Genomic DNA, 22810 nt, shown 5'->3' with positions numbered 1-22810 from the left:
TGATACTCCGGTTAACTGGCGATGAAGCAGTTATACTTCTCACGGAATAAATCAACAATTGATGCCATTTAACCAGTTTAGTGAAAAATAATCATCAATATGAAAAATCGCACCACGCTCCAGGAACTGGAGATTTTTGCCGCCATTGCCCGCCACCTGAATTTTCGCAAGGCGGCGGAAGAGCGCAACGTCACGCCGTCCACGCTCAGCCATACCATGAACCATCTGGAGCATCGCATCGGCGTCAGGTTGCTGAACCGCACGACCCGCAGCGTCTCGCTGACCGAGGCCGGGCGTGCTTTTCTCTCACGGATTGAGCCAGCGTTGGTGGATCTTTCCAGTGCGGTCGACGAGCTGAACAGCTGGCGGGCCGATCCGCGTGGAACGGTGCGTTTAAATATGCCGCGCAGCGCCGCAACGCTCTGGCTACAGCGGATTCTGCTGCCGTTTCGCCAGCGCTACCCGGATATCGCGCTGGAGATCGCCACCAGCGACAGCCTGGTCAATATCATTGAAGAGGGATTCGATGCCGGCGTGCGTTTCGGCGAGGCGATCCCGCAGGACATGGTTGCCATTCCCTTTGGCCCGCCGATACACGGGGCGATCGTTGCCAGCCCGGCGCTGATTGCTCAGCACGGCACGCCGCAGCATCCCGAAGGGCTGACGGGCTATCCGTGCATTCAGCGGCGTTTCCCCAGCGGCATGCTGTACAAATGGGAATTTCAGACGGAAGGTAAGGCGCTCGATGTGGCGGTCAGCGGCGATCTGACGCTGGATAACGATATGTTGATGATTCAGGCCGCCCGCGCCGGAGCGGGTGCGGCGCTGGTGATGCGCGAGCTGGCGCAGCCCTGGCTGGCCGACGGTTCACTGGTGGAAATCCTCACCGATTATGCCGCAAAGCCTGAGGGGCTCTGGCTTTACTACCCCAGTCGCAAATACCACTCCGCCGCGCTGCGCTGCTTTATTGACTGGGTGCAGCAGATCAATCGGGGCGTGGTAGACTCGCCTGAATCCTTCCACGCAGGAAATCCGCCATGATCGCAGATGAACCGCTAACCCGCTTTGTGCTGGCAGACCGCCCGGCTTCCCACGTACTGTGCCTGACGCTGCACCGCCCTTCGCAGCGCAATGCCTACAACGCGATGATGATTGCCGAGCTGGAGCAGTGGCTGGATTACAGCGAGCAGAACCCGGAGATCTGGACGGTGATCCTGACCGGCAGCGGCAGCGCGTTTTGCAGCGGGGCAGATTTGCAGGAGGCGTTTATCGACGGAGGCAAAAAGGTGCGCAACCGCTGCGGCGGCTACAATCCGCTACAGCATCAGCTCCGGCGAAAAATCTGGATCGCAGCCCTGAACGGCCATGCGGTTGGCGGCGGGCTGGAGATGGCGCTGAACTGCGATTTTATCGTTGCCGGCGAGCAGGTAAAAATTGCCCTGCCCGAGGTGACGCACGGCCTGCTGCCGCTCGGCGGAGCCATCGGCCAGCTTGCCGCCCGACTGCCGGTGAATATCGCCCGCGAACTGCTGCTGACCGGCGAAGCTATCGATGCGCCGCGAGCGCTGGCGCTGGGACTCTTCAATCAGCTGGCCGCGCATGACGACCTGAAGGATGCAGCGCTGGCGCTGGCGGCGCGCATCAATCGCAGTGCCCCGCTGGCGGTGCAGGCATGCAACGCGCTGCTGAAACAGCATCTGCGCACCACCGCTGACGGTGAGGATACACAGCAGAATCCCCCCATGCCCTGCGCCGACGACGGTGAGGAGACACATCCTCTGCCCTCCACCGGTGAGGATACGCAGCAGAAAGCCCCTCAGCCCTCCGCCGATGAGGTGCTGCGCCAGCTTCAGCAGAGCGAAGATTATCAGGAAAGCCTGCGTGCTTTTAGCGAGCGCCGCCCGCCGCAGTGGCGCGGCAGATAACAGCCGGGTGTATTACAGCGTCTGTGCGCGAAACAGCGCGCTCAGCCCCAGACCACCGGCAATTCCCAGCATCGCCAGGCCAAACCCGTCCTCGCAATCTGCCGTCTGTACCAGCTGGCTAAACAGCCGCGTTACCATGATCGCCCCGGACGCGCCGTAGGGATGGCCGAGCGCGATAGCCCCACCCTGGCGGTTAACGCGCTGCTCGTCGATGCCCAGCGCATCCAGTGAGCCCAGCACCTGAGCGGCAAAGGCTTCATTAAACTCAATGGCGGTAACGCGGTCGAGGTTCAGCTGCGGCTGCCTCGCCAGCAGTTTTTGCGTGGCGGGAACCGGACCCAGCCCGAGGTAGTTGGGGTCCACTCCGGCGCTACAGGCATCAATAAAGCGCAGCCCGCGTACAAAACCACACTCGCGCGCCAGTCGGCGGCTCATGACCAGCAGCAGCGATGCCCCGTCGTTCAGCGGGCAGCAGTTGCCCGCCGTCACGCTGCCGTCGGCGGCAAAGGCAGGCGGCAGCGCGGCCAGCCGGTCAAGCGAGGTTGTCGGGCGCGGGCATTCATCCTGCGCGATCGCCTGCCCAGCCACGTTCAGCGGCACGATCTCATCGCGGAATGCACCCTGCTGCTGTGCGGCAACCGCACGCTGATGGCTGCGCAGGGCAAAACGATCCTGCCGTTCGCGGCTGATGCCGCAGCGGCGGGCCACGTTTTCCGCCGCTTCACCCATATCCGGGTCACCGATATCGTCCGGGGAAAAACGCGCACGGCCGTAAAAACGCGGCTGCTGCTTCAGCGAGCCGGGCTTCTCTACCCGCCACGGCGCGGTACTCACGCTCTCAACGCCACCGGCCAGATAGCATTCTCCCGCCCGCGCCTGGATCAGACGACAGGCGTTGATCGCCGCCTCCAGTCCGGAACCGCACTGGCGATCGACCGTCACCGCCGGCACCGCCAGCGGCAGCCCGGCACTGAGCGCCGCCAGACGGGCAATGTTGCCGCCGCCGCCGGTCGCATTGCCGATAATCACCTCATCAATAGCACTGAATCCCTGCGGTAAGGTGGCAAGCAGCCGGGTGAACAAGGGTGCCAGCAGTGCTTCCATCGGCAGCCCGGCCAGCATGCCGTACGCCTTACCTACCGGCGTGCGTACCGCAGCGACAACCACCGGCTGCCAGTCATCTTCTGGCTGATAGTTCAGTGAGATCGGTTCTGAGGTCATGATTTGCGATCCTTATTTCCAGCCCGGCACGTTTAATTTTTCCAGCGGGCGTTAATGGCCAGTGGCTGATGTGATAATAGTGGCGTGGCAATTTGTATTTCGCCAGATGCTCGCGGCATATTTCCGGGATCGTTTCCGCCAGCGTTAATTCCGCCTCAATAATAGCGACGATCTTTTTCCTCAGATAATTATCATCAATGGCAATAACCACCGCTTCTATAACACCCGGGATCGCTTTGATCGTCGTTTCTATTTCTGACAGGTAAATATTATTACCGCCGCTGAGGATCATATTTCCCCGGCGGCCGATAATATGCAGATTCTGCCGTTCATCCAGATAGCCGATATCCGATACCGTGGCACCACAGGGTGTTTTTTTAAATGCGCCGCCGTCATCACCCCATAAATACCCCTCGATAATCTGTTCGCTGCGAATAAAAATCCGCCCCGGTTGATTCATCGCCACCGGCACATCATCATCGTCGAGGATTTCAATGGTGGTCCCCGGAAAAGCCTGCCCAACGCTGGCCAGAGAGTCGCTGATGCTGTCGTCATTCAGTGTGGAAACGGCGACAAATCCCACCTCCGATGCACCGTAATACTCCTGCATCCGCGCTGCGGGAAACAGCGCCCTCGCCTGCCGATAGTGGTTCAGCTCCAGCTTGGCTCCGGCACTGAGCAGATTACGCAGGCCGGGAAACGCTTCTCCATCAGCCACGCGGGCAAAACCGGCAATCATCGTTGGCACCACCACCAGTCGCTGGATCTGCTGCCCGGCGATCAGCGCCAGCGCGGCATCGGGCTGCCACTTGCCGAGGCTGTAGAAACAGCCGCCCGCATACAGCGTTTCATTCAGGCAGTAGAGGCCAATGCCGTTCGACAGCGGGCCGGGAAACAGCGTTGAGGGCGCATCCGTCAGTTGAAAGATCGCTTCGCCGTTTTCAAAGCTGCTGCGCCAGGAGCGGCGCGATCGGACAAACGCCTTCGGCAGGCTGGTGGTGCCGGAGGTGAAATTGATCAAAAACGGCGTGGTCTCCTGCATTCCCTGACTGAATGCGGGCCGATCTTCGGTAACGGAAGGATCGCTTTCCAGCCAGCGATCCACCGCCAGCCAGTGGATCTGTAGCGCATCGGCCAGCGCGATCGTCGCCCGATCCTGCTGGTTTAGCAGCAGCAGACCCGGCTTAATGCGGCTAAGCATTTCGCGCAGCTGCGCGGCAGGCAGCAGCGGGTCTATGATTGCCGCAGTGAGAGGCTGTGCGGTTGCCGCCAGCCAGGCTATCGGGAAAGCAATCGCATTGCCGGTCGCTATCGCCACGGTATGGCCGCTCAGGGACTCACTGAGAATAAACTGATACAGTGCCTGCGAGCGCTGCCACAGCTGTAACCAGCTCAGCGTCTGGCCATCAATATTCACCGCAATGGCGTGGGGATGTTTTTGGGCGTGCTGCTGAACTCTGTCGTGAACCGGCATCAGGCTCCGGCCCCTGGCTGCGGAAAGTGATGGATCAAAGCCTTACGGGTTTCTTCAGGGATCGGACAGGGCTTATTATCGGCAGGGTTAATGCAGACCCAGACTAATTTTCCTTCGGCAGCCAGAATATTTCTTCCCTGTAAATTCAGGTGAATAGAAAATATTAAGCTGCTGTTGCCGAGCTTCTCAATGAATACCTGAGGCTCTACCACATCGTCGACCGATAATGGGAAATGGAAAGTCGCTTCACATTTTTTTACGTGATAAACCACGCCTGCCGTCTGCGGGCGAAATAACGCTAAAATATCTGCACGGCGAAAGGCATTAACCACGGCATCTTCACAATAATCCAGGTAAACTGAATTATGGACGTGACCATTCAGATCGATATCACGCATTGATACGCGAAATGTTTCACTATTATACTGCTGCATAAAAATCATCAACCTGTAAACCAGAAGCCACTAAAGAAAATATACCATGAAAGAGAGTTTATTCACCAGAGCGATGGTCCGCGAGTTCGGTAATATCAGGGATATTCTGCGGCTGGAATCCGGTGAGCAGAGCGAATTAGCTGCCGGTCAGGTACGGGTTAAGATGGCGTGGGCGACGATAAATCCCTCTGATATTATTACTATTTCCGGTGCTTACCGTTCACGTATTTCCCTGCCTTTCGTCCCCGGTTTCGAGGGCATGGGGCATATCGTTCAGAGCAACGATCCCTCGCTTCTGCCCGGCCAGCGGGTGCTGCCGGTGGGCAGCATGGGTGCCTGGCAGACCTATAAGGACAGCGAGGCGCAGTGGTGTTTTACCCTGCCCGATTTCGTCAGTGATAAAGAAGCGGCGACCAGCTACGTGAATCCGATGACCGCCCTGCTGATGCTGACCGAAGAGCTGCATTTTACGCCCGGGATGCGGGTCATCATCAACGCCGCCAACTCGGCGATTGGCAAGATGCTGATCCGCATTGCCGGCCATCTGGGCATCAGGGCCATCGCCATCGTGCGCAAGGCGGAGAACCTGGCACTGTTTGACGACTTCCCCGTTGAGAGTGTGCTGAACAGTAGCAGCCCGGATTATCCGCAGCAGCTGGCGGCGCTTCAGCGCGGCGGCGGCGTGGAGGCGATTCTTGACTGCATCGGCGGTGAAGAGTCGCTGTCGCTGGCTGAGGCGCTGATGCCGGGTGGACAGTTTATTCACTATGGCCTGCTGTCCGGTCAGCCGATCCCTCCGACGTTCTGGCGCAGCCGCCCGGATATTCGTTTTTCTAATTTCCATTTACGGTTGTGGGTACATGGCCATGAGAAGACGCTGGTGCAGCGGCGTATCGATGAGGTGATGGCACTGATCCGCGATGGGGTGATTGCCACCGAGGTGGTAGCCGAGTTTGCGCTGGCGGATATTCATCAGGCGGTGGATGCGGTGTTGTCCGGTGCGCTGAAGGGGAAGATTCTGCTGAAACTTTGAGGCAGCCGTGTCGGAAGTTCGTTCGCAGGCGAGCCAGAGCGCGTTACAGATGGGAATTTGTGCTGCGTTGCGGTACCCTCACTTCGTTCGTCAGCCTTCAGGACCGTCACAGACGGGCGTCCTGCCCGGCTGTGACTTTCGGCCGCGTCCATGCGGCCAAATCCTGGCTTCCTCTCTCCGTTCAGCGCTGCGGATTGCCTGAACGGGGGCACAACCCGCCCGCTCCCATCTTTCGCGTTTTCTGAAAAAGAAAAAGCGTAGAAAATAAAAGCGATGAAACAGCTAAACGGGGCAGCCTCTGCTGCTGCGTAAGGGCATCCGCAGCGCTGAGGTGGAGCCATTGCGCCAGGAGACGACAGCAGGGATGCTGGCGTCAGGCCGGGTTTGAACAGGGACGTTCAATCCTGGCCGATCCGTTCGGCGCAATGGCGTAACCGAGGGAACCGCAACGCGGCGCGAGGACCGACCTGGAGCAGCAGCAGAGGCTGAACCCCACACACTAATTCAACAGCGGCGTCTTATGGCAGAACAGCCCCATATAGCAATTCTCAGCGTCCAACTCTATCCCAACGTCGGATACGCCCGCCGCACCGCCCGTACAATCACCGCCGCCAGCACCACCTTCACAATATCGCCCGGCACAAATCCCAGCGAGCCGAGTGCGGCCTGCTTCAGCGTGATACCCGCAACGGCGGCAATCCACGGAATACCACAGGCATAAATCACCACAATCCCACCCAGCGCAATAATCAGCAGCTCCTTCACCAGCGTCAGTGAACGCAGACCGCGCTGATACAGCAGGCCAATGACCAGTGCCGCCAGCGGCCAGGAGAGAATAAAACCACCGCCCGGCCCCATATAAACTCCCAGCCCGCCACGGCCACCGGCCAGCAGCGGCAGCCCGATAGCCACCAGCAGATCGAACAGCACCATCGCCAGCGCACCGCGCTTAGCACCGGCGATTGCCCCCGCCAGCATACAGCCCAGCGTCTGCGCGGTAATCGGCACGCCAATCACCGGCAGGCTGAAGGCCGGGAACAGCCCCAGCGCCGCAGTCATCGCGGCGAACAGCGCTATATAAACAATATCTCTGGTGGACATTAAGAGCCTCTCGACTTTTCAGCATCGCTTTGGGGACGTTTAAGCTGGGGATCGTATGCGCGGGCTTCCAGCGCCGCCGCAATGTCATCAGCCATTTTCAGGGTACGGACAATAACCGGGATCGCCACGGCAATCACACTGCGGTCAAGGCCGCGCGCTTTCTGCGCTTCACGCACTTCGGCGGTGATGGCGGCCAGCACCGGGATAAAACGCAAGGCCAGCGAGAGTGCCAGGCTGACCTTCGCCGGGTTGATACGCAAAAAACGCAGCCAGGACAGCCCGCTTTCCAGCGCATCAATCATATCGGTTGTGCGTGTAGTCAGCGTCACCAGTGCCGCCAGCAGCAGCAGCGCGGAAAGACGCGCAACAACCAGCACGCCGGAAACCCAGTCCACCATCCACCACTGTACGGCGAACAGCAGCGCCAGCACCCACAGCAGCGGTTTCAGCTGCAGCAGCATTATTTTTGGCCCAATACCCGCCAGCGGGTAAAGCGCAGCAACGACAACCAGCGTGGAGAGCACCACCGCCAGCAGGGGGAAAACAAACAGCAGCGTACCCACCAGCGCCAGGGAAAGGATCTTGATCCCCGACGGCAGGCGATGGATAAACGAGTTACCCGGTACGTAATCACTCAAGGTCATGACATCATCCTGACATACTCTTTCAGCGCCACGGCGGGCACATCATCTACGGCAACTTCCCCGCGTTCAAACACCAATACGCGGTCAAAATCCTGCAAAAATTCCAGATCGTGTGAAACAACGATCGCGGTTTGATCCAGCTCGGCAATCGCGGCGGCAATTCGCCGCTTGTTGCGCAGATCCAGCAGTGTGGTGGGTTCATCAAAAACGATATATTCCGGCTCCATCACCAGCACGCCGGAGATCGCCAGCAGCTGCTTTTGCCCACCGCTGAGCAGGTGCGCCGGGTGCTGACGCAGATCCTGCATATCGTAGCGGGCCAGCGCCGCGTCGGTACGCTCGCGGATCGTGGCTTTATCCAGCCCGAGGTTCTTCATGCCGAAAGCCAGATCCTCTTCCACCACCGGAAAGACGATTTGGTTATCGGGGTTCTGGAAAACAAAGCCGACTTTATGCCGCACCGCTTTGCCCTGCTGACGGGTATTCAGGCCGTCGATCAGCACATCGCCCTGAGAAGGCAACAGCAAGCCATTCAGCAGGCGAACGAAGGTACTTTTGCCGCAGCCGTTACTGCCAACGATGCCGATACGCTTCTCGGTTAGCTGTAAGTTGATATTCTTCAGCACTTTGCGATCGCCGTAAGCGTGGGAAACCTCTTTCAGTTCAATCATCTGAATGCCTCGCTCAGGACGGTTTACGCGGACGATACTGGCGACCAATCGTCAGTTGCTCAATGACCGCAGCCGGTGACAGCGACATCACAAAATCCACCGCGCGGCAGATATCGTCCGTGCTCAGCATTTCTTCCGCAGACAGCCCCGAACCGGCGGCCATATCGGTATCCACCACATCCGGGCACAGCGTGGTGACTTTAATCCCCAGCGAGCCCAGCTCGCGGGCAATCGAGCGGCTGTAGCCGACCAGCGCGTGCTTGCTGGCGGCATAGCTGGCGACGCTGCCGTAGGGCTGCACGCCGCTGACCGAAGCCAGATTAAAGATGCGGCCATCTTCAGACTTTTGCAGCCACGGCGTGCAAAGCTGGCAAAGATGATGGATGGCGGTAACGTTGGTGGCCAACAGCGCGCTGAAGTCATCCATCGGCGTCTGCGTGGAGCCTGCGCGGAAAATACCGGCGGCGTTAATCAGTACATCCAGCCGGGCGTGGCGGGAAAGCGCGTGCTGCACCCGCTGCGACACGCTGGCAAAATCACACACGTCCAGCGCCAGCGTCTGCACGCGGGACGGATCGAACCCGGCGGCAAGCGCATTCAGCGCCTGCGCATCACGTGCCAGCAGAATCAGATGATATCCCTGCACATAGAAATGGCGGGCAAGATGGTGGCCAATGCCACGGCTGGCACCGGTAATCAGGGCGACGTTGTTTGACACGGAGAGCCTTAAATCTGAAAACGTGAGCGGCAAAGATACGCTATTTAGCGTAAAAGGAAAAATACGTTTTTGGTTTACAAGTCAGTTAAAACCAGGCTAATAGCGAAATCTCGCTTCAACCATTCGTGACGCTCAGGTGAGGCCGCGTCAGGTCGATCGTCCGGGACTATCCGTAAAAAAGCCGCTATCTGTTAACAATAGCGGCTTAGTTTTCGCTAACTAACGCGAATTACCCCTTGCGGAGCCGTCAGCGATTACTTCTTCTTCGCTTTCGGGTTTGGCAGGTCGGTGATGCTACCTTCGAAGATCTCAGCTGCCAGGCCAACCGATTCGTGCAGAGTCGGGTGAGCGTGGATGGTCAGCGCCAGGTCTTCAGCGTCGCAGCCCATTTCGATTGCAAGGCCGATTTCGCCCAGCAGCTCGCCGCCGTTAGTACCAACAATCGCACCACCGATCACGCGGTGAGTGGTTTTGTCGAAGATCAGCTTGGTCATACCGTCTGCGCAGTCGGAAGCGATAGCACGGCCAGAAGCCGCCCACGGGAAGGTGGCGGTTTCGTAGCTGATGCCTTTCTCTTTCGCTTCTTTCTCGGTCAGACCCACCCAGGCAACTTCTGGCTCGGTGTAGGCGATAGATGGGATCACTTTCGGGTCGAAGTAGTGTTTCTTACCAGAAATCACTTCTGCCGCTACGTGGCCTTCATGCACGCCTTTGTGTGCCAGCATTGGCTGACCCACGATGTCGCCGATAGCAAAGATGTGCGGTACGTTGGTACGCATCTGCTTGTCGACGCGGATAAAGCCGCGATCGTCCACTTCCACGCCCGCTTTACCAGCATCCAGACCTTTACCGTTCGGTACGCGGCCGATAGCTACCAGCACCGCATCATAACGCTGTGGTTCTGCTGGCGCTTTTTTGCCTTCCATAGTTACATAGATGCCGTCTTCTTTTGCTTCAACGGCAGTAACTTTGGTTTCCAGCATCAGGTTGAACTGCTTGGAGATACGCTTGGTGAACACTTTCACCACGTCTTTATCTGCAGCAGGGATCACCTGGTCAAACATCTCGACGACATCAATCTGTGAACCCAGGGCATGGTAAACCGTACCCATTTCCAGACCGATGATACCGCCGCCCATAACCAGCAGACGCTCTGGGACTGATTTCAGTTCCAGCGCATCGGTAGAATCCCAAACGCGTGGGTCTTCGTGCGGGATGAACGGCAGCTGAATTGGGCGGGAACCCGCTGCGATGATGGCGTTGTCGAAAGTGATGGTGGTGGTTTCACCCTTCTCATTTTCCACAACCAGAGTATTTGCGCCGGTAAACTTGCCCAGGCCGTTAACCACGTTCACTTTACGGCCTTTCGCCATACCTGCCAGACCGCCGGTCAGCTGGTTGATGACTTTCTCTTTCCAGGCGCGGATCTTGTCTACGTCGGTTTGCGGCTTGCCGAACACGATACCGTGAGCTTCAAGCGCTTTCGCTTCTTCAATCACCTTCGCCACGTGCAGCAGGGCTTTAGAAGGGATACAGCCGACATTCAGACAAACACCACCAAGGGTGCTGTAACGCTCAACGATGACGGTCTCCAGACCTAAATCCGCTGCACGGAAGGCTGCAGAATAGCCTGCAGGACCTGCCCCAAGTACCACGACTTGAGTTTTAATTTCTGTACTCATCATGACCTCTTATTTGATAGTCCGGCGGGTCAGACAGCTTTTGATTCAACGCCCTTCTTCCACCGGGACGCGTTCACCGCAAGAGTTTACAGAATTGTTAATAATCTGCAAACCGCGGTGCCACGAATATCTACATCCCTTATAACAAGGCCGGCTTGCGCCGGCCTTGTCTGCTGTTACATCACCAGACGGCGAATGTCAGCCAGTGCCTGATTGATGATGGTGATGAAGCGTGCACCATCTGCACCGTCGATTACGCGGTGGTCGAAGGAGAGCGACATCGGCATCATCAGACGCGGAGTGAACTCTTTACCGTTCCAGACCGGCTCCATAGCAGACTTGGAGACGCCCAGGATAGCCACTTCAGGCGCGTTCACGATCGGCGCGAAGTGAGTTGTCCCGATGCCGCCCAGGCTGGAAATGGTGAAGCAGCCGCCCTGCATTTCGCCAGCGGTCAGCTTGCCATCACGCGCTTTCTTGGAGATAGCCATCAGCTCGCGAGACAGTTCGGTAATCCCTTTCTTGTTCACGTCTTTGAACACCGGAACCACCAGACCGTTTGGCGTATCAACCGCCACACCGATGTTGATGTATTTCTTCAGCGTCAGTTTCTGGCCGTCTTCAGACAGTGAACAGTTGAAGCGAGGCATCTGCTCAAGAGCCGCAGCAACGGCTTTCATGATGAAGACCACTGGGGTGAATTTCACGTCCAGCTTACGTTTAGCGGCTTCATCGTTCTGCTGCTTACGGAAGGCTTCCAGCTCGGTGATATCGGTTTTGTCGAAGTGCGTAACGTGCGGGATCATTACCCAGTTACGACTCAGGTTCGCACCAGAGATTTTCTGGATACGGCCCAGTTCAACTTCTTCAATCTCACCAAACTTGCTGAAGTCCACTTTCGGCCAGGGCAGCATGCCAGGCAGACCACCACCCGCAGCAGCGGCTGGCGCTTCGGCGCGTTTTACCGCGTCCTTCACGTAGGTCTGAACGTCTTCTTTCAGAATACGCCCTTTACGGCCGGTGCCTTTGACTTTAGCCAGGTTTACGCCAAACTCGCGCGCCAGGCGGCGGATAACCGGAGTCGCGTGAACGTAAGCGTCGTTTTCAGCGAAGTCGGATTTCGCGTCAGCTTTAGCAGGGGCAGCAGCCGGAGCCGCTTTCTCTTCCTGCTTCGCCGGTGCGGCCGCAGCCGGTGCTTCAGCTTTCGCAGCCGGAGCCGCAGCAGCTGGCGCAGCGCCCGCTACTTCAAAGACCATCACCAGTGAACCGGTGCTGACTTTGTCGCCGGTCGCTACTTTGATCTCTTTCACGGTACCCGCGAACGGAGCCGGCACTTCCATTGAGGCTTTGTCGCCTTCAACGGTCAGGATCGACTGTTCCGCTTCAACGGTGTCGCCCACTTTTACCATGATCTCGGTAACTTCAACTTCGTCGCCGCCGATATCCGGTACGTTCACTTCTTTCGGGCCGCTGGCCGCAGCCGGAGCCGCAGCAGCGGGTGCAGCCGCTTCTTCTTTCTTCTCTTCAGCCGGAGCGGATGGCGCAGCTGCGCCACCTGCTGCTTCGAAGATCATGATCAGTTTGCCGGTTTCGACTTTATCGCCGGTCGCAACTTTGATCTCTTTAACCACGCCCGCCTGCGGAGAAGGGACTTCCATAGAAGCCTTATCGCCTTCCACCACGATCAGCGACTGTTCAACTTCAACAGTGTCGCCAACCTTCACCAGGATTTCGGTGACTTCAACTTCGTCCGCGCCGATGTCCGGTACATTGATTTCGATAGCCATTACTCTTTACCTCTTATGCCAGACGCGGGTTAACTTTATCAGCATCGATTTCGAACTTGGCAATAGCGTCCGCTACCACTTTCTTATCGATTTCGCCGCGTTTAGCCAGTTCGCCCAGTGCTGCAACTACAACGTAAGATGCGTCCACTTCGAAGTGGTGACGCAGGTTCTCACGGCTGTCTGAACGACCGAAGCCGTCAGTACCCAGTACGCGATAGTCGCTGGCTGGGATGTAGCTGCGAACCTGTTCTGCAAACAGTTTCATGTAGTCGGTAGACGCGACGGCCGGTGCATCACTCATGACCTGAGCAATGTACGGTACGCGTGCTTCTTCAGTTGGGTGCAGCATGTTCCAACGCTCACAGTCCTGACCGTCGCGGGCCAGTTCGGTGAAGGAGGTGACGCTGTACACGTCAGAGCCAACGCCGTAGTCTTTCGCCAGGATTTCTGCCGCTTCACGCACGTGACGCAGGATAGAGCCTGAACCCAGCAGCTGAACTTTACCTTTGCTACCTTCGATAGTTTCCAGCTTGTAGATACCTTTACGGATACCTTCTTCAGCACCTTCCGGCATCGCTGGCATGTGGTAGTTTTCGTTCAGCGTGGTGATGTAGTAGTACACGTTTTCCTGTGCATCACCGTACATACGTACCAGACCGTCATGCATGATCACGGCAACTTCATACGCATAAGCTGGATCGTAAGAGATACAGTTAGGGATGGTCAGAGACTGAATGTGGCTGTGGCCATCTTCGTGCTGCAGACCTTCACCGTTCAGCGTCGTACGACCTGAAGTACCGCCTACCAGGAAGCCGCGAGCCTGCTGGTCACCTGCTGCCCAGCACAGGTCGCCGATACGCTGGAAACCGAACATGGAGTAGTAGATGTAGAACGGGATCATTGGCAGGTTGTTGGTGCTGTAAGACGTTGCCGCCGCCAGCCAAGATGCGCCTGCACCCAGTTCGTTGATGCCTTCCTGCAGGATCTGACCTTTTTCGTCTTCTTTATAGTAAGCAACCTGCTCACGGTCCTGCGGGGTGTACTGCTGGCCGTTCGGGCTATAAATACCGATCTGACGGAACAGGCCTTCCATACCGAAGGTACGCGCTTCGTCAGCGATGATTGGCACCAGGCGATCTTTGATCGACGGGTTCTTCAGCATCACATTCAGGGCACGCACGAAAGCGATAGTGGTAGAGATCTCTTTGTTCTGCTCATCCAGCAGCTGGCGGAAATCTTCCAGCGTTGGCATTTCAAGCTTCTCGCTGAACTTAGGTTCGCGAGTTGGCAGGTAGCCACCCAGTTTCTGACGCTGTGCGTGCAGGTAGGTGTGCTCTTCTGAGCCTTCAGCAAAGGTCACGTACGGCAGTTTTTCGATGGCAGCATCGTCAACCGGCACGTTGAAGCGGTCGCGGATGTAGCGCACGCCGTCCATGTTCATTTTCTTCACCTGGTGAGCAATGTTTTTGCCCTCCGCGGTGTCACCCATACCGTAACCTTTGATGGTATGAGCCAGGATAACCACAGGTTTGCCCTTGGTGTCCTGCGCTTTCTTCAGTGCAGCGTAGACTTTCTTCGGATCGTGACCACCACGGTTCAGTGACCAGATCTCGTCGTCGCTCAGATCTTTCACCAGCTCAGCGGTTTCCGGATATTTACCGAAGAAGTGCTCACGCACGTACGCGCCGTTTTTGGATTTGAAGGTCTGATAGTCGCCGTCAACGGTTTCGTTCATCAGCTGGATCAGTTTACCGCTGGTATCTTTACGCAGCAGCTCATCCCAACGACCGCCCCAGATCACTTTCAGCACTTCCCAGCCTGCGCCGCCGAAGATACCTTCCAGTTCGTTGATGATCTTACCGTTACCGGTTACCGGGCCATCCAGACGCTGCAGGTTACAGTTGATGATGAAGACCAGGTTATCCAGTTTTTCACGGGTAGCGATAGTGATCGCACCTTTAGATTCTGGCTCATCCATCTCACCGTCGCCCAGGAAGGCGTAAACGGTCTGCTGAGAGGTATCTTTCAGGCCACGGTGTTCCAGATATTTCAGGAATTTAGCCTGATAGATCGCACCCAATGGACCCAGACCCATTGATACGGTCGGGAACTGCCAGAAGTCAGGCATCAGTTTAGGGTGTGGGTAAGAAGACAGACCTTTACCATGAACTTCCTGACGGAAGTTGTTCATCTGATCTTCGGTCAGACGACCTTCCAGGAAGGCACGAGCATAAACACCCGGAGAAATGTGGCCCTGGAAGTAAACCAGATCGCCGCCGTCTTTTTCCGTACGCGCACGGAAGAAGTGGTTGAAGCACACTTCATAGATAGTGGCAGAAGACTGGAAGGAGGACATGTGGCCGCCCAGATCCAGATCTTTCTTCGATGCGCGCAGAACGGTCATAATGGCGTTCCAGCGAATAGCAGAACGGATACGACGTTCTAAAGATGTGTTGCCAGGGTATTCCGGCTCATCTTCAACAGCAATAGAGTTGATATAGTTGCTGGCCCCAGCACCGGCAGCCACTTTCACGCCGCCTTTACGTGCTTCGCTCAGAACCTGGTCAATCAGATACTGTGCGCGCTCAACACCTTCTTCACGGATGACCGATTCGATCGCCTGTAGCCAGTCGCGAGTTTCGATCGGATCCACGTCATTGTTTAAACGTTCTGACATGGGGGGTATTCCTTATCTGTGTCTAATACGTTGAATTGTCTGGAGCCTGTCTCTTTGCGTTCTGTCGTTTAAAACACAAAGAGACAGGCTCGTCGTTTATACCCTGCGTCCCTGGTGCTGGCGCTGTGTTAGCCGTTACGCCAATGGTTTCGGGTATAGTGCCGCGTTATAGTTACGCGTTTTACTTACGTTATTCCTTACGTTGCTGTAGACGTCGCAGGGAACGCTCTCTACGGCTCTGCTCCCGACTTCTGTCCAGCAATATTTCCTCGATAAACGCCAGGTGGCGGTGTGAGGCTTCACGGGCCTGTTCCGGCTCGCGTGCCACAATCGCCTGAAAAATACTGGCGCGATGTTCACTCACTTTCACCAGCATCTCCCGACGCGAGTAGAGCAACTCGAAGTTCTGTCTTACGTTCTGTTCCAGCATCGGACCCATACTGCGTAGCAAATGCAGCAGCACCACATTATGCGCGGCTTCTGTGACAGCAATCTGATACTGCATCACCGCATCGGCTTCTACGTCCAGATCGCCGCTGTCCTGGGCGGTCTGAATCTGCAGATGGCAGTGCTGAATACGTGCAATATCGTCGTCGGTCCCGCGAAGCGCGGCATAATAGGCGGCAATCCCTTCCAGCGCATGACGCGTTTCCAGCAGGTCGAACTGGGATTCAGGATGGCCGGCAAGCAGTTCGATGAGCGGATCGCTCAGGCTTTGCCACAGGGTTTTCTGGACGAAGGTGCCACCGCCCTGACGGCGAAGTAGCAGACCTTTTGCTTCCAGACGCTGGATTGCTTCTCGTAGGGAAGGACGGGAGACATCAAACTGCACGGCCAGCTCGCGCTCGGGCAGTAATTTCTCTCCGGGACGCAGCGTCCCTTCCATAATCAGGGACTCAAGCTGCTGCTCGATGGCGTCAGAGAGCTTTGGTTGGCGGATCTTACTGTAGGCCATTATCCCTTCTTCTACGATGTGCCAGAGTTAATTGGTAATACCAATTTAAAAAAGGTGCCCGTAAAGTAACAAAGTATTCACCTGATGTCTATATGACAACCCGGCGAAACCAGACCCCCGTCTCGTTCCTGGCAAGGGGTAAGCGGAAATTTTCGAGCGCCCTCGAATGCATAATAAATGTTAATTTTTAAAACTTTTTTGAAACACGGCAGCAGCTTAGTTGAATTGCACCCCACTAAAAGCACCAAATGCGATGCACGATTTCCCTTATGCTGCTCCCTAAAATCGTTATGCACTCACCCGGTGCGATCGGTGATTTTTTAACCACGCAGGCGCACAGAATGAGAAAGAAAGTGCAAAGCCCTTCGCCTAACACTATTCTCTGCGCGACGCCAGATACGGCCAGGTTTTCCCTAATCGAGAAGCGTAAATATTTCAGTACGTTATTAGATTTAAGCACTCTGGCAGACATAAATAAAAACAAGCATCACGAGGAAGAGTATGGAACATCAGCAGGGCGAGACGCTGCATCGCGGGTTAAAAAACCGCCACATTCAGCTGATCGCATTAGGCGGTGCCGTCGGTACGGGACTGTTTCTGGGCAGCGCATCGGTCATCAAATCAGCCGGCCCCGCCGTCATTCTTGGCTACGCCATCGCCGGTATTATTGCCTTTCTGATCATGCGTCAGATGGGTGAGATGATTGTTGAAGAGCCGGTGGCCGGCAGCTTCAGTCATTTCGCGCATAAATACTGGGGACCGTTTGCCGGGCTGGCATCCGGCTGGAACAACTGGGCGCTGTATGTGCTGGTTGCCATGGCCGAACTGACTGCCGTCGGTAAATATATTCAGTTCTGGTATCCCGAGATCCCGACCTGGGTTAGCGCTGCGGTGTTCTTTATATTGATCAACGCCATTAACCTGACCAACGTGAAGGTGTTCGGCGAACTGGAGTTCTGGTTTGCCATTATTAAGGTGGTGGCGGTCGTCGCCATGATTGGTTTCGGCGGCTGGCTGCTGTTCAGCGGCAACGGCGGCCCGCAGGCCACGGTCAGCAACTTGTGGGATCACGGCGGTTTTATGCCGAACGGTCTGCACGGCCTGGTGATGATGATGGCAATCATTATGTTCTCATTCGGCGGGCTGGAAATGATCGGCCTGACCGCTGCGGAAGCCGAGAATCCTGAGAAGAGCATCCCGAAAGCGATCAATCAGGTGCTGTGGCGTATTCTGATCTTCTATATCGGTTCACTGACCGTGCTGCTGTCGCTGATGCCGTGGATTCGCATTTCGGAAGATACCAGTCCGTTCGTGCTGATTTTCCACGAACTGGGTGATGCGTTCGTTGCTAATGCGCTGAATGTGGTGATCCTGACCGCTGCGCTGTCGGTGTATAACAGCTGTGTTTACAGCAACAGCCGCATGCTGTTCGGTCTGGCGCAGCAGGGTAACGCACCGAAGGCGCTGATGAAGGTCGATCGTCGTGGCGTGCCGGTGAATGCCATTCTGAGTTCCGCCGCCGCCGCCGCTATCGGCGTGCTGATCAACTATCTGATGCCAGGCGAGGCATTCTCCCTGCTGATGTCACTGGTGGTTTCTACATTAATCATTAACTGGGCGATGATCAGTCTTGCACACCTGCGTTTCCGCAAGCGTGCTAACCAGCAGGGGATTGAGCCACGCTTTAAGGCGCTGTTCTATCCGTTCGGCAACTGGCTGTGCCTGGCCTTTATGGCCGGTGTGCTGGTGATTATGGCGATGACGCCGGGTATGGCGATTTCCGTGTGGTTGATTCCGGTGTGGATTGGCATTCTGGCGATTGGCTATGCGTTTAAGCGCCGTTCGGTGAAGGGTTAAAGTTACATTGATACTCGTCAAGGCCGAGCTGAAATGAAGTTGTCGGAAATAACAGTGGTAGCTCTGAAAGGTTAATGCCGCTGGTGATCTCTGGGATAACGGTGGCGGCGCTGACTGGTCTTATGTTGTTGGTTATCTCTGGGATAACAGTGATAGCGCTGACTGGCTGCTGCCCCTGCCGGGCGGGTCCTCGCGCCGCTTTGCGGTCCCTTCACTTCGCTCGTCAGCCTGACGGCCCGGTACAGACGCGCGTCCTGCGCGGCTGTCCCTTTCGCCCACTTCCCTGTGGGCGAATCCTGGCTTCCTCTCTCCGTTCAGCGCTGCGGATTGCCCGTTCGGGGCAGCAGCCAGTCCGCTTTCTGATATTGGTATTGCCTGATAAACAGATCGGTCCGTTCGCAAGCTTTCTCCGTTCTGCCCGGTGTTTGCCCAACCGGGACAGCAGCCGAAAAACACCACCCAAGCCCACCAGAAAAACCGTCCCTCTCTTTCCGTTGCTTACAGCGAGTGATTGAGTCAAAAGGGAACCCGTCTCTGCGGCGGCCGGGTAATCCGCAGCGCTGAGGCGCAGGCAGCGGGGCCGGAGAGACCAGCATGGATGCTGGGCTCAGGCCTGGCGCGGGCAGGACGCCCGCTCCGGGCCGATCCGACAGTCCCGATGCCGAAGCTGAAGGCACCCTGCACAGCAGGGCGCGAGGACCGCCCGGACGCCGCAGAGACGGGTTCCCAATCGCCTATCCACCAGCCAAGCAATCCCACCGGTCATAAGAGAATGTTATTCGTCATTTGCACCAATTTGTGACAAAACATAGACAGTAAAAAATGAGACAGCACGCTGATTTTTTAGTCATTTCTGCGTGCGTAGCGTAGAAAGCGAGTGCAAACCTCTGCGCTTAGCACTATTCTCTTCCTGAGGCTACGTTCTGGCTCATATTTACTCACACAACAATCGTAAACTTTTCGAAACAGCATGGCGACAGGGCCTGCTGAAAAGACGAAAAAATAATAAAACATCATGAGGTTAGACATGGGACAACAGCAGGGCGAAACGCTGCACCGTGGCCTGAAAAACCGCCATATTCAGCTGATCGCGTTGGGTGGGGCCGTGGGTACCGGCCTGTTTTTGGGAAGTGCGTCTGTTATTCAATCTGCCGGCCCTGGCGTTATTCTGGGTTACGCGATTGCCGGGTTTATCGCATTTTTAATTATGCGCCAGCTGGGAGAGATGGTCGTGGAAGAGCCGGTCGCCGGTTCATTCAGCCACTTTGCCTATAAGTACTGGGGTAACTTCGCTGGTTTTGCCTCCGGCTGGAACTACTGGGTACTGTACGTGCTGGTAGCCATGGCCGAACTGACGGCCGTCGGTAAATATATTCAATTCTGGTATCCGGACGTACCTACCTGGATGTCTGCCGCCGCCTTCTTTGTGCTGATCAACGCCATCAACCTGACCAACGTGAAAGTGTTCGGCGAGATGGAGTTCTGGTTTGCCATTATCAAAGTGGTCGCCGTTATCGGTATGATCCTGTTTGGCGGCTGGCTGCTGTTCAGCGGCAACGGCGGCCCGCAGGCTACTGTACGCAACCTGTGGGATCAGGGCGGCTTCCTGCCGAACGGCTTTAGCGGCCTGGTCATGATGATGGCCATTATCATGTTCTCTTTTGGCGGCCTGGAACTGGTGGGGATCACCGCTGCAGAAGCGGATAATCCGGAAACCAGCATTCCTAAAGCCACTAACCAGGTGCTGTGGCGCATCCTGATCTTCTATATCGGTTCACTTGCCGTATTGCTGTCGCTGCTGCCTTGGACCCGCGTCACCCCGGATACCAGCCCGTTCGTGCTGATCTTCCACGAACTGGGCGATGCTCTGGTGGCTAACGCGCTGAACGTCGTCATCCTTACCGCCGCGCTGTCGGTGTATAACAGCTGCGTGTACTGCAACAGCCGCATGCTGTTTGGTCTGGCTCAGCAGGGCAATGCCCCAAAAGCGCTACTGAAAGTAGATGGTCGTGGCGTACCGGTGATTTCGATTCTGTTCTCCGCGATTGCCACCGGGCTTTGCGTACTGTTGAACTATCTGATGCCGGGTGAAGCCTTTGGTCTGCTGATGGCACTGGTGGTTTCTGCGCTGGTGATTAACTGGGCAATGATCAGCATGGCGCACATCAAGTTCCGCCGTAAAAAGGATCAGCAGGGCGTGAAAACCCGCTTCCCGGCGCTGTTGTATCCGCTGGGCAACTGGATCTGCCTGCTGTTCCTCGCCGGTATTCTGGTGCTGATGGCAATCACCCCGGGAATGGCTATCTCCGTCTGGCTGATTCCTGTATGGATACTGATTCTGGCTATCGGCTACTGGCTGAAAAACCGTTCTCAGAAGGCATAATCGCCCCGGAAAAATGCAATCAGGCCAGCAGATGCTGGCCTGATTTTTTATTACTGCTGTACTCGTTACCTGTTGGGGTTATACCAACGTACCGTAAATCGTCAGTATTGCGACTACCACCACCAGCACCAACGATACCTTTTTCGCCAGCGTTACCGCCAGCCGTGGCGTCTCTACCTTATCCAAATGCGGGTCACGTGCCAGTGAGAACTGTGCAAGGCGAGTCAGTACCTGGTACTGCGGCGTATGGCGATCCCCCAGCGAGGCCAGCCAGGCAGGCAGGGCACGCTCGCCGTGCCCCAGCAGCGCATAAGCAACACCAACCAGCCGAACCGGCAGCCAGTCGATCCAGTGAAGCAGCGCATCCACGCCGGACTGGGAACGGATCAGAGGGTCACGCTGACGTGCCAGCCAGCTTTGCCAGGCGCGCAGGAAGGCATAACCCACCAGCAGCACCGGCCCCCACGGACCACCGACGACAAACCAGAATAGTGGAGCAAGATAAAAGCGAAAGTTAATCCACAACAGCGCATTCTGTAACTCACCGAGATATTCACGTTCGCTGCACTCACCCGGCACACCGTGGATCAGGGTCAGCTCTTCCGCCATCGCATCATGTGCATGCACATCATTATGGCTGGCAGCACGTAGATAAGCGTGGTAGTGAAGGCGAACCGAGCCTGCCCCGATGCACAGCAGGCCAACAAGAATCCAAAAAATTAACTGGGGCACACCGAAAAACCAGCCTTTCAGCGCCAGCATCACCGCGGCCACTACGGCCATTGCTAACAGCGTCATCAACAGGGTGCGCAGCAGTGAGAAATGCTTAAATCTGCGGAATAATGGCATCAGATGGTGATCCAACTGCCAGTGTTCGCCCATTTTGAACAGGCGTTCCCATCCGAGAACCAACAACAGGCTAAATAACGTCATGCCTTAACTCCCATCATTTTTACCCTGGACTTGCTGCGCCAGAGCAGTGCGGAATCGGGCCCAGTCGAATGCCGGGCCGGGATCGGTTTTACGCTGCGGTGCAATGTCGCTGTGCCCGGTAATATTCAGGGCCATTGCCGGATACTCAGCAATCAGCTGCTCGGTAACGGCCTGCAGCGAACGATACTGCGCATCGGTGTAGGGCAATGTATCGGTGCCTTCAAGTTCAATACCGACTGAAAAATCGTTGCAGGCATCGCGACCCTGATAGTTTGACACGCCCGCATGCCATGCACGTAGCTGAAACGGCACATATTGCACAACCTCTCCATCACGGCGGATCAGGCAATGAGCGGCAACCTGCAGATGGCTGATGCCGGCAAAATAAGGATGAGCATTGGGATCAAGCTGACCGGTAAACAGATCGTCAATCCAGGGGCCGCCGAACTCACCGGGCGGCAGACTAATATTGTGGATCACCAACAGCGAGGGTTTTTCATCATTCGGTCGCTGGTTAAAATGCGGCGACGGAACTTTTCTGGCTTCGTTAATCCAGCCATCTTGCAACTGCATGCCCTACTCCCCTGTCATCAGAATCTGCTCAGATTAACATGATTTATTTTGGCTCCGGCAAACTTCTCACCGCACACTTATCGCGTAAAAAAGATATTTTCATTTTTCTGCATCCGTTTTTCATCGCTGAACGTAGATAGCAATGTGAGGCAAATACGCCTTCTCTTACCCGAGGAATTCAGCATGAAAACTGTCATCCGTTCCGCTCTGTGTGCATCTTTCCTGTTTAGCGCTGCCGCTCTGGCAGAGATGTCACAAAACACTGTGATGGTGGGAGGGGCAGCCATGTACCCTTCTAAAAATATCGTTGAAAATGCGATGAACTCGAAGGATCACACCACGCTGGTCGCCGCAGTTAAAGCAGCAGGCCTCGTCGATACGTTGCAAGGTCCCGGCCCCTTCACCGTATTTGCCCCCACTAATGCGGCTTTCGCCAAACTGTCTATGGGTACCGTCGATACGCTGCTAAAACCTGAAAATAAAAGCAAACTGACCGCCGTCCTCACCTATCACGTCGTGGCCGGGAAATATGACATGAAGGCGCTGGAGAAAAAGGTCAAACAGGGCCATGGCCGTGCCGAGCTGAAAACCGTTAACGGCGCTTCGCTGTGGGTGATGCAGAATGGCCCACACAACCTGCAGCTGAAAGATAACCAGGGTAATGTCGCCAACATCAGTACCTATGACGTTCAGCAGAAAAATGGCGCAATCGACGTTATTGATACTGTGCTAATGCCATAAC

At 56.2% G+C, this 22810-nt stretch carries 19 protein-coding genes; 6 read left to right on the top strand and 13 right to left on the bottom strand.

Features of this window, described 5'->3' with window-relative positions:
* The first annotated feature begins 99 nt into the window (after positions 1–99).
* Together IBT46_RS08120 and IBT46_RS08115 are read left to right on the top strand one after the other, a co-directional pair.
* Positions 100–1041 (top strand): LysR family transcriptional regulator, encoded by a 942-nt coding sequence (locus IBT46_RS08120; protein ID WP_200545246.1) that lies wholly within the window; start codon positions 100–102, stop codon positions 1039–1041.
* Entirely contained in the window at positions 1038–1925 is an 888-nt protein-coding gene (locus IBT46_RS08115) for an enoyl-CoA hydratase/isomerase family protein (RefSeq protein ID WP_200545244.1), read from the top strand. Before IBT46_RS08120 ends, IBT46_RS08115 begins: the two co-directional genes overlap by 4 nt.
* A gap of 12 nt (positions 1926–1937) precedes the next feature.
* Here the strand turns inward: IBT46_RS08115 and IBT46_RS08110 are convergent, their stop codons facing one another.
* The 3 genes from IBT46_RS08110 to IBT46_RS08100 are packed head-to-tail and all read right to left on the bottom strand — an operon-like array spanning position 1938 to position 5054.
* Positions 1938–3146 (bottom strand): thiolase family protein, encoded by a 1209-nt coding sequence (locus tag IBT46_RS08110; RefSeq protein WP_200545242.1) that lies wholly within the window; start codon positions 3144–3146, stop codon positions 1938–1940.
* Complete coding sequence (locus tag IBT46_RS08105) at positions 3103–4620, bottom strand: class I adenylate-forming enzyme family protein (protein WP_200545240.1); 1518 nt, start codon at positions 4618–4620, stop codon at positions 3103–3105. The genes IBT46_RS08110 and IBT46_RS08105 overlap by 44 nt, the downstream gene beginning before the upstream one ends.
* Positions 4620–5054, bottom strand: coding sequence for a thioesterase family protein (locus tag IBT46_RS08100; RefSeq protein WP_200545238.1), 435 nt, complete (start codon positions 5052–5054; stop codon positions 4620–4622). The genes IBT46_RS08105 and IBT46_RS08100 overlap by 1 nt, the downstream gene beginning before the upstream one ends.
* A 46-nt stretch (positions 5055–5100) precedes the next feature.
* On the opposite strand from IBT46_RS08100, the gene IBT46_RS08095 reads away from it, so the two are divergent.
* Positions 5101–6087, top strand: coding sequence for a zinc-dependent alcohol dehydrogenase family protein (locus IBT46_RS08095; RefSeq protein ID WP_200545236.1), 987 nt, complete (start codon positions 5101–5103; stop codon positions 6085–6087).
* 561 nt (positions 6088–6648) lie between these two features.
* On the opposite strand, the gene IBT46_RS08090 is transcribed toward IBT46_RS08095, so the two are convergent.
* From IBT46_RS08090 to pdhR, 8 genes are all read right to left on the bottom strand, one after another.
* A complete protein-coding gene (locus IBT46_RS08090) occupies positions 6649–7188 on the bottom strand; it encodes a biotin transporter BioY (RefSeq protein ID WP_200545234.1) in 540 nt (179 codons plus the stop codon).
* The gene (locus tag IBT46_RS08085; RefSeq protein ID WP_200545233.1) at positions 7188–7832 is read right to left on the bottom strand and encodes an energy-coupling factor transporter transmembrane protein EcfT; all 645 of its coding nucleotides are present in this window, start codon (positions 7830–7832) and stop codon (positions 7188–7190) included. Before IBT46_RS08085 ends, IBT46_RS08090 begins: the two co-directional genes overlap by 1 nt.
* Entirely contained in the window at positions 7829–8503 is a 675-nt protein-coding gene (locus tag IBT46_RS08080; RefSeq protein WP_200545231.1) for an energy-coupling factor ABC transporter ATP-binding protein, read from the bottom strand. The genes IBT46_RS08085 and IBT46_RS08080 overlap by 4 nt, the downstream gene beginning before the upstream one ends.
* 13 nt (positions 8504–8516) lie before the next feature.
* Positions 8517–9221 (bottom strand): SDR family oxidoreductase, encoded by a 705-nt coding sequence (locus IBT46_RS08075; protein ID WP_200545229.1) that lies wholly within the window; start codon positions 9219–9221, stop codon positions 8517–8519.
* A gap of 254 nt (positions 9222–9475) precedes the next feature.
* Positions 9476–10903 (bottom strand): dihydrolipoyl dehydrogenase, encoded by a 1428-nt coding sequence (gene lpdA, locus IBT46_RS08070; RefSeq protein WP_105595386.1) that lies wholly within the window; start codon positions 10901–10903, stop codon positions 9476–9478.
* Positions 10904–11079: 176 nt separating this feature from the next.
* A complete protein-coding gene (gene aceF, locus IBT46_RS08065) occupies positions 11080–12690 on the bottom strand; it encodes a pyruvate dehydrogenase complex dihydrolipoyllysine-residue acetyltransferase (protein WP_200545228.1) in 1611 nt (536 codons plus the stop codon).
* A 13-nt stretch (positions 12691–12703) separates the two neighbouring features.
* Positions 12704–15367 (bottom strand): pyruvate dehydrogenase (acetyl-transferring), homodimeric type, encoded by a 2664-nt coding sequence (gene aceE / locus IBT46_RS08060; protein WP_200545226.1) that lies wholly within the window; start codon positions 15365–15367, stop codon positions 12704–12706.
* A gap of 190 nt (positions 15368–15557) precedes the next feature.
* Positions 15558–16322 carry a pyruvate dehydrogenase complex transcriptional repressor PdhR gene (gene pdhR / locus IBT46_RS08055; RefSeq protein ID WP_200545224.1) on the bottom strand — a complete coding sequence of 255 codons (765 nt, stop codon included), beginning with the start codon at positions 16320–16322 and terminating at the stop codon, positions 15558–15560.
* A gap of 501 nt (positions 16323–16823) precedes the next feature.
* Between pdhR and aroP (IBT46_RS08050) the strand changes: the two genes are divergently transcribed.
* Together aroP (IBT46_RS08050) and aroP (IBT46_RS08045) are read left to right on the top strand one after the other, a co-directional pair.
* The gene (gene aroP, locus IBT46_RS08050; RefSeq protein WP_200545222.1) at positions 16824–18179 is read left to right on the top strand and encodes an aromatic amino acid transporter AroP; all 1356 of its coding nucleotides are present in this window, start codon (positions 16824–16826) and stop codon (positions 18177–18179) included.
* 1027 nt (positions 18180–19206) lie between these two features.
* Positions 19207–20562 (top strand): aromatic amino acid transporter AroP, encoded by a 1356-nt coding sequence (aroP, locus tag IBT46_RS08045; RefSeq protein ID WP_200545220.1) that lies wholly within the window; start codon positions 19207–19209, stop codon positions 20560–20562.
* Between the two features lie 78 nt (positions 20563–20640).
* Here the strand turns inward: aroP (IBT46_RS08045) and ampE are convergent, their stop codons facing one another.
* Both ampE and ampD read right to left on the bottom strand, forming a co-directional pair.
* Complete coding sequence (gene ampE / locus IBT46_RS08040) at positions 20641–21495, bottom strand: beta-lactamase regulator AmpE (RefSeq protein WP_200545218.1); 855 nt, start codon at positions 21493–21495, stop codon at positions 20641–20643.
* Positions 21496–21498: 3 nt separating this feature from the next.
* Positions 21499–22068, bottom strand: coding sequence for a 1,6-anhydro-N-acetylmuramyl-L-alanine amidase AmpD (gene ampD, locus IBT46_RS08035; RefSeq protein ID WP_200545216.1), 570 nt, complete (start codon positions 22066–22068; stop codon positions 21499–21501).
* 183 nt (positions 22069–22251) lie between these two features.
* Here ampD and IBT46_RS08030 point away from each other — a divergent pair, with 183 nt between their 5' ends.
* The gene (locus tag IBT46_RS08030) at positions 22252–22809 is read left to right on the top strand and encodes a fasciclin domain-containing protein (RefSeq protein ID WP_200545214.1); all 558 of its coding nucleotides are present in this window, start codon (positions 22252–22254) and stop codon (positions 22807–22809) included.
* Position 22810: the final 1 nt, after the last annotated feature.

This window comes from Erwinia sp. S38, from assembly GCF_016624545.1.
GTDB lineage: Bacteria > Pseudomonadota > Gammaproteobacteria > Enterobacterales > Enterobacteriaceae > Erwinia > Erwinia coffeiphila.
Note: the sequence above shows the minus strand (reverse complement) of the source record. Positions and strands in the feature narration are given on the sequence as shown.

Coding starts and splice junctions, on each gene's coding strand:
- IBT46_RS08120 (WP_200545246.1), top strand. CDS start 100: ATGAAAAATCGCACCACGCTCCAGGAACTGGAGATTTTTGCCGCCATT.
- IBT46_RS08115 (WP_200545244.1), top strand. CDS start 1,038: ATGATCGCAGATGAACCGCTAACCCGCTTTGTGCTGGCAGACCGCCCG.
- IBT46_RS08110 (WP_200545242.1), bottom strand. CDS start 3,146: ATGACCTCAGAACCGATCTCACTGAACTATCAGCCAGAAGATGACTGG.
- IBT46_RS08105 (WP_200545240.1), bottom strand. CDS start 4,620: ATGCCGGTTCACGACAGAGTTCAGCAGCACGCCCAAAAACATCCCCAC.
- IBT46_RS08100 (WP_200545238.1), bottom strand. CDS start 5,054: ATGCAGCAGTATAATAGTGAAACATTTCGCGTATCAATGCGTGATATC.
- IBT46_RS08095 (WP_200545236.1), top strand. CDS start 5,101: ATGAAAGAGAGTTTATTCACCAGAGCGATGGTCCGCGAGTTCGGTAAT.
- IBT46_RS08090 (WP_200545234.1), bottom strand. CDS start 7,188: ATGTCCACCAGAGATATTGTTTATATAGCGCTGTTCGCCGCGATGACT.
- IBT46_RS08085 (WP_200545233.1), bottom strand. CDS start 7,832: ATGACCTTGAGTGATTACGTACCGGGTAACTCGTTTATCCATCGCCTG.
- IBT46_RS08080 (WP_200545231.1), bottom strand. CDS start 8,503: ATGATTGAACTGAAAGAGGTTTCCCACGCTTACGGCGATCGCAAAGTG.
- lpdA (WP_105595386.1), bottom strand. CDS start 10,903: ATGAGTACAGAAATTAAAACTCAAGTCGTGGTACTTGGGGCAGGTCCT.
- aceF (WP_200545228.1), bottom strand. CDS start 12,690: ATGGCTATCGAAATCAATGTACCGGACATCGGCGCGGACGAAGTTGAA.
- aceE (WP_200545226.1), bottom strand. CDS start 15,367: ATGTCAGAACGTTTAAACAATGACGTGGATCCGATCGAAACTCGCGAC.
- pdhR (WP_200545224.1), bottom strand. CDS start 16,322: ATGGCCTACAGTAAGATCCGCCAACCAAAGCTCTCTGACGCCATCGAG.
- aroP (WP_200545222.1), top strand. CDS start 16,824: ATGGAACATCAGCAGGGCGAGACGCTGCATCGCGGGTTAAAAAACCGC.
- aroP (WP_200545220.1), top strand. CDS start 19,207: ATGGGACAACAGCAGGGCGAAACGCTGCACCGTGGCCTGAAAAACCGC.
- ampE (WP_200545218.1), bottom strand. CDS start 21,495: ATGACGTTATTTAGCCTGTTGTTGGTTCTCGGATGGGAACGCCTGTTC.
- ampD (WP_200545216.1), bottom strand. CDS start 22,068: ATGCAGTTGCAAGATGGCTGGATTAACGAAGCCAGAAAAGTTCCGTCG.
- IBT46_RS08030 (WP_200545214.1), top strand. CDS start 22,252: ATGAAAACTGTCATCCGTTCCGCTCTGTGTGCATCTTTCCTGTTTAGC.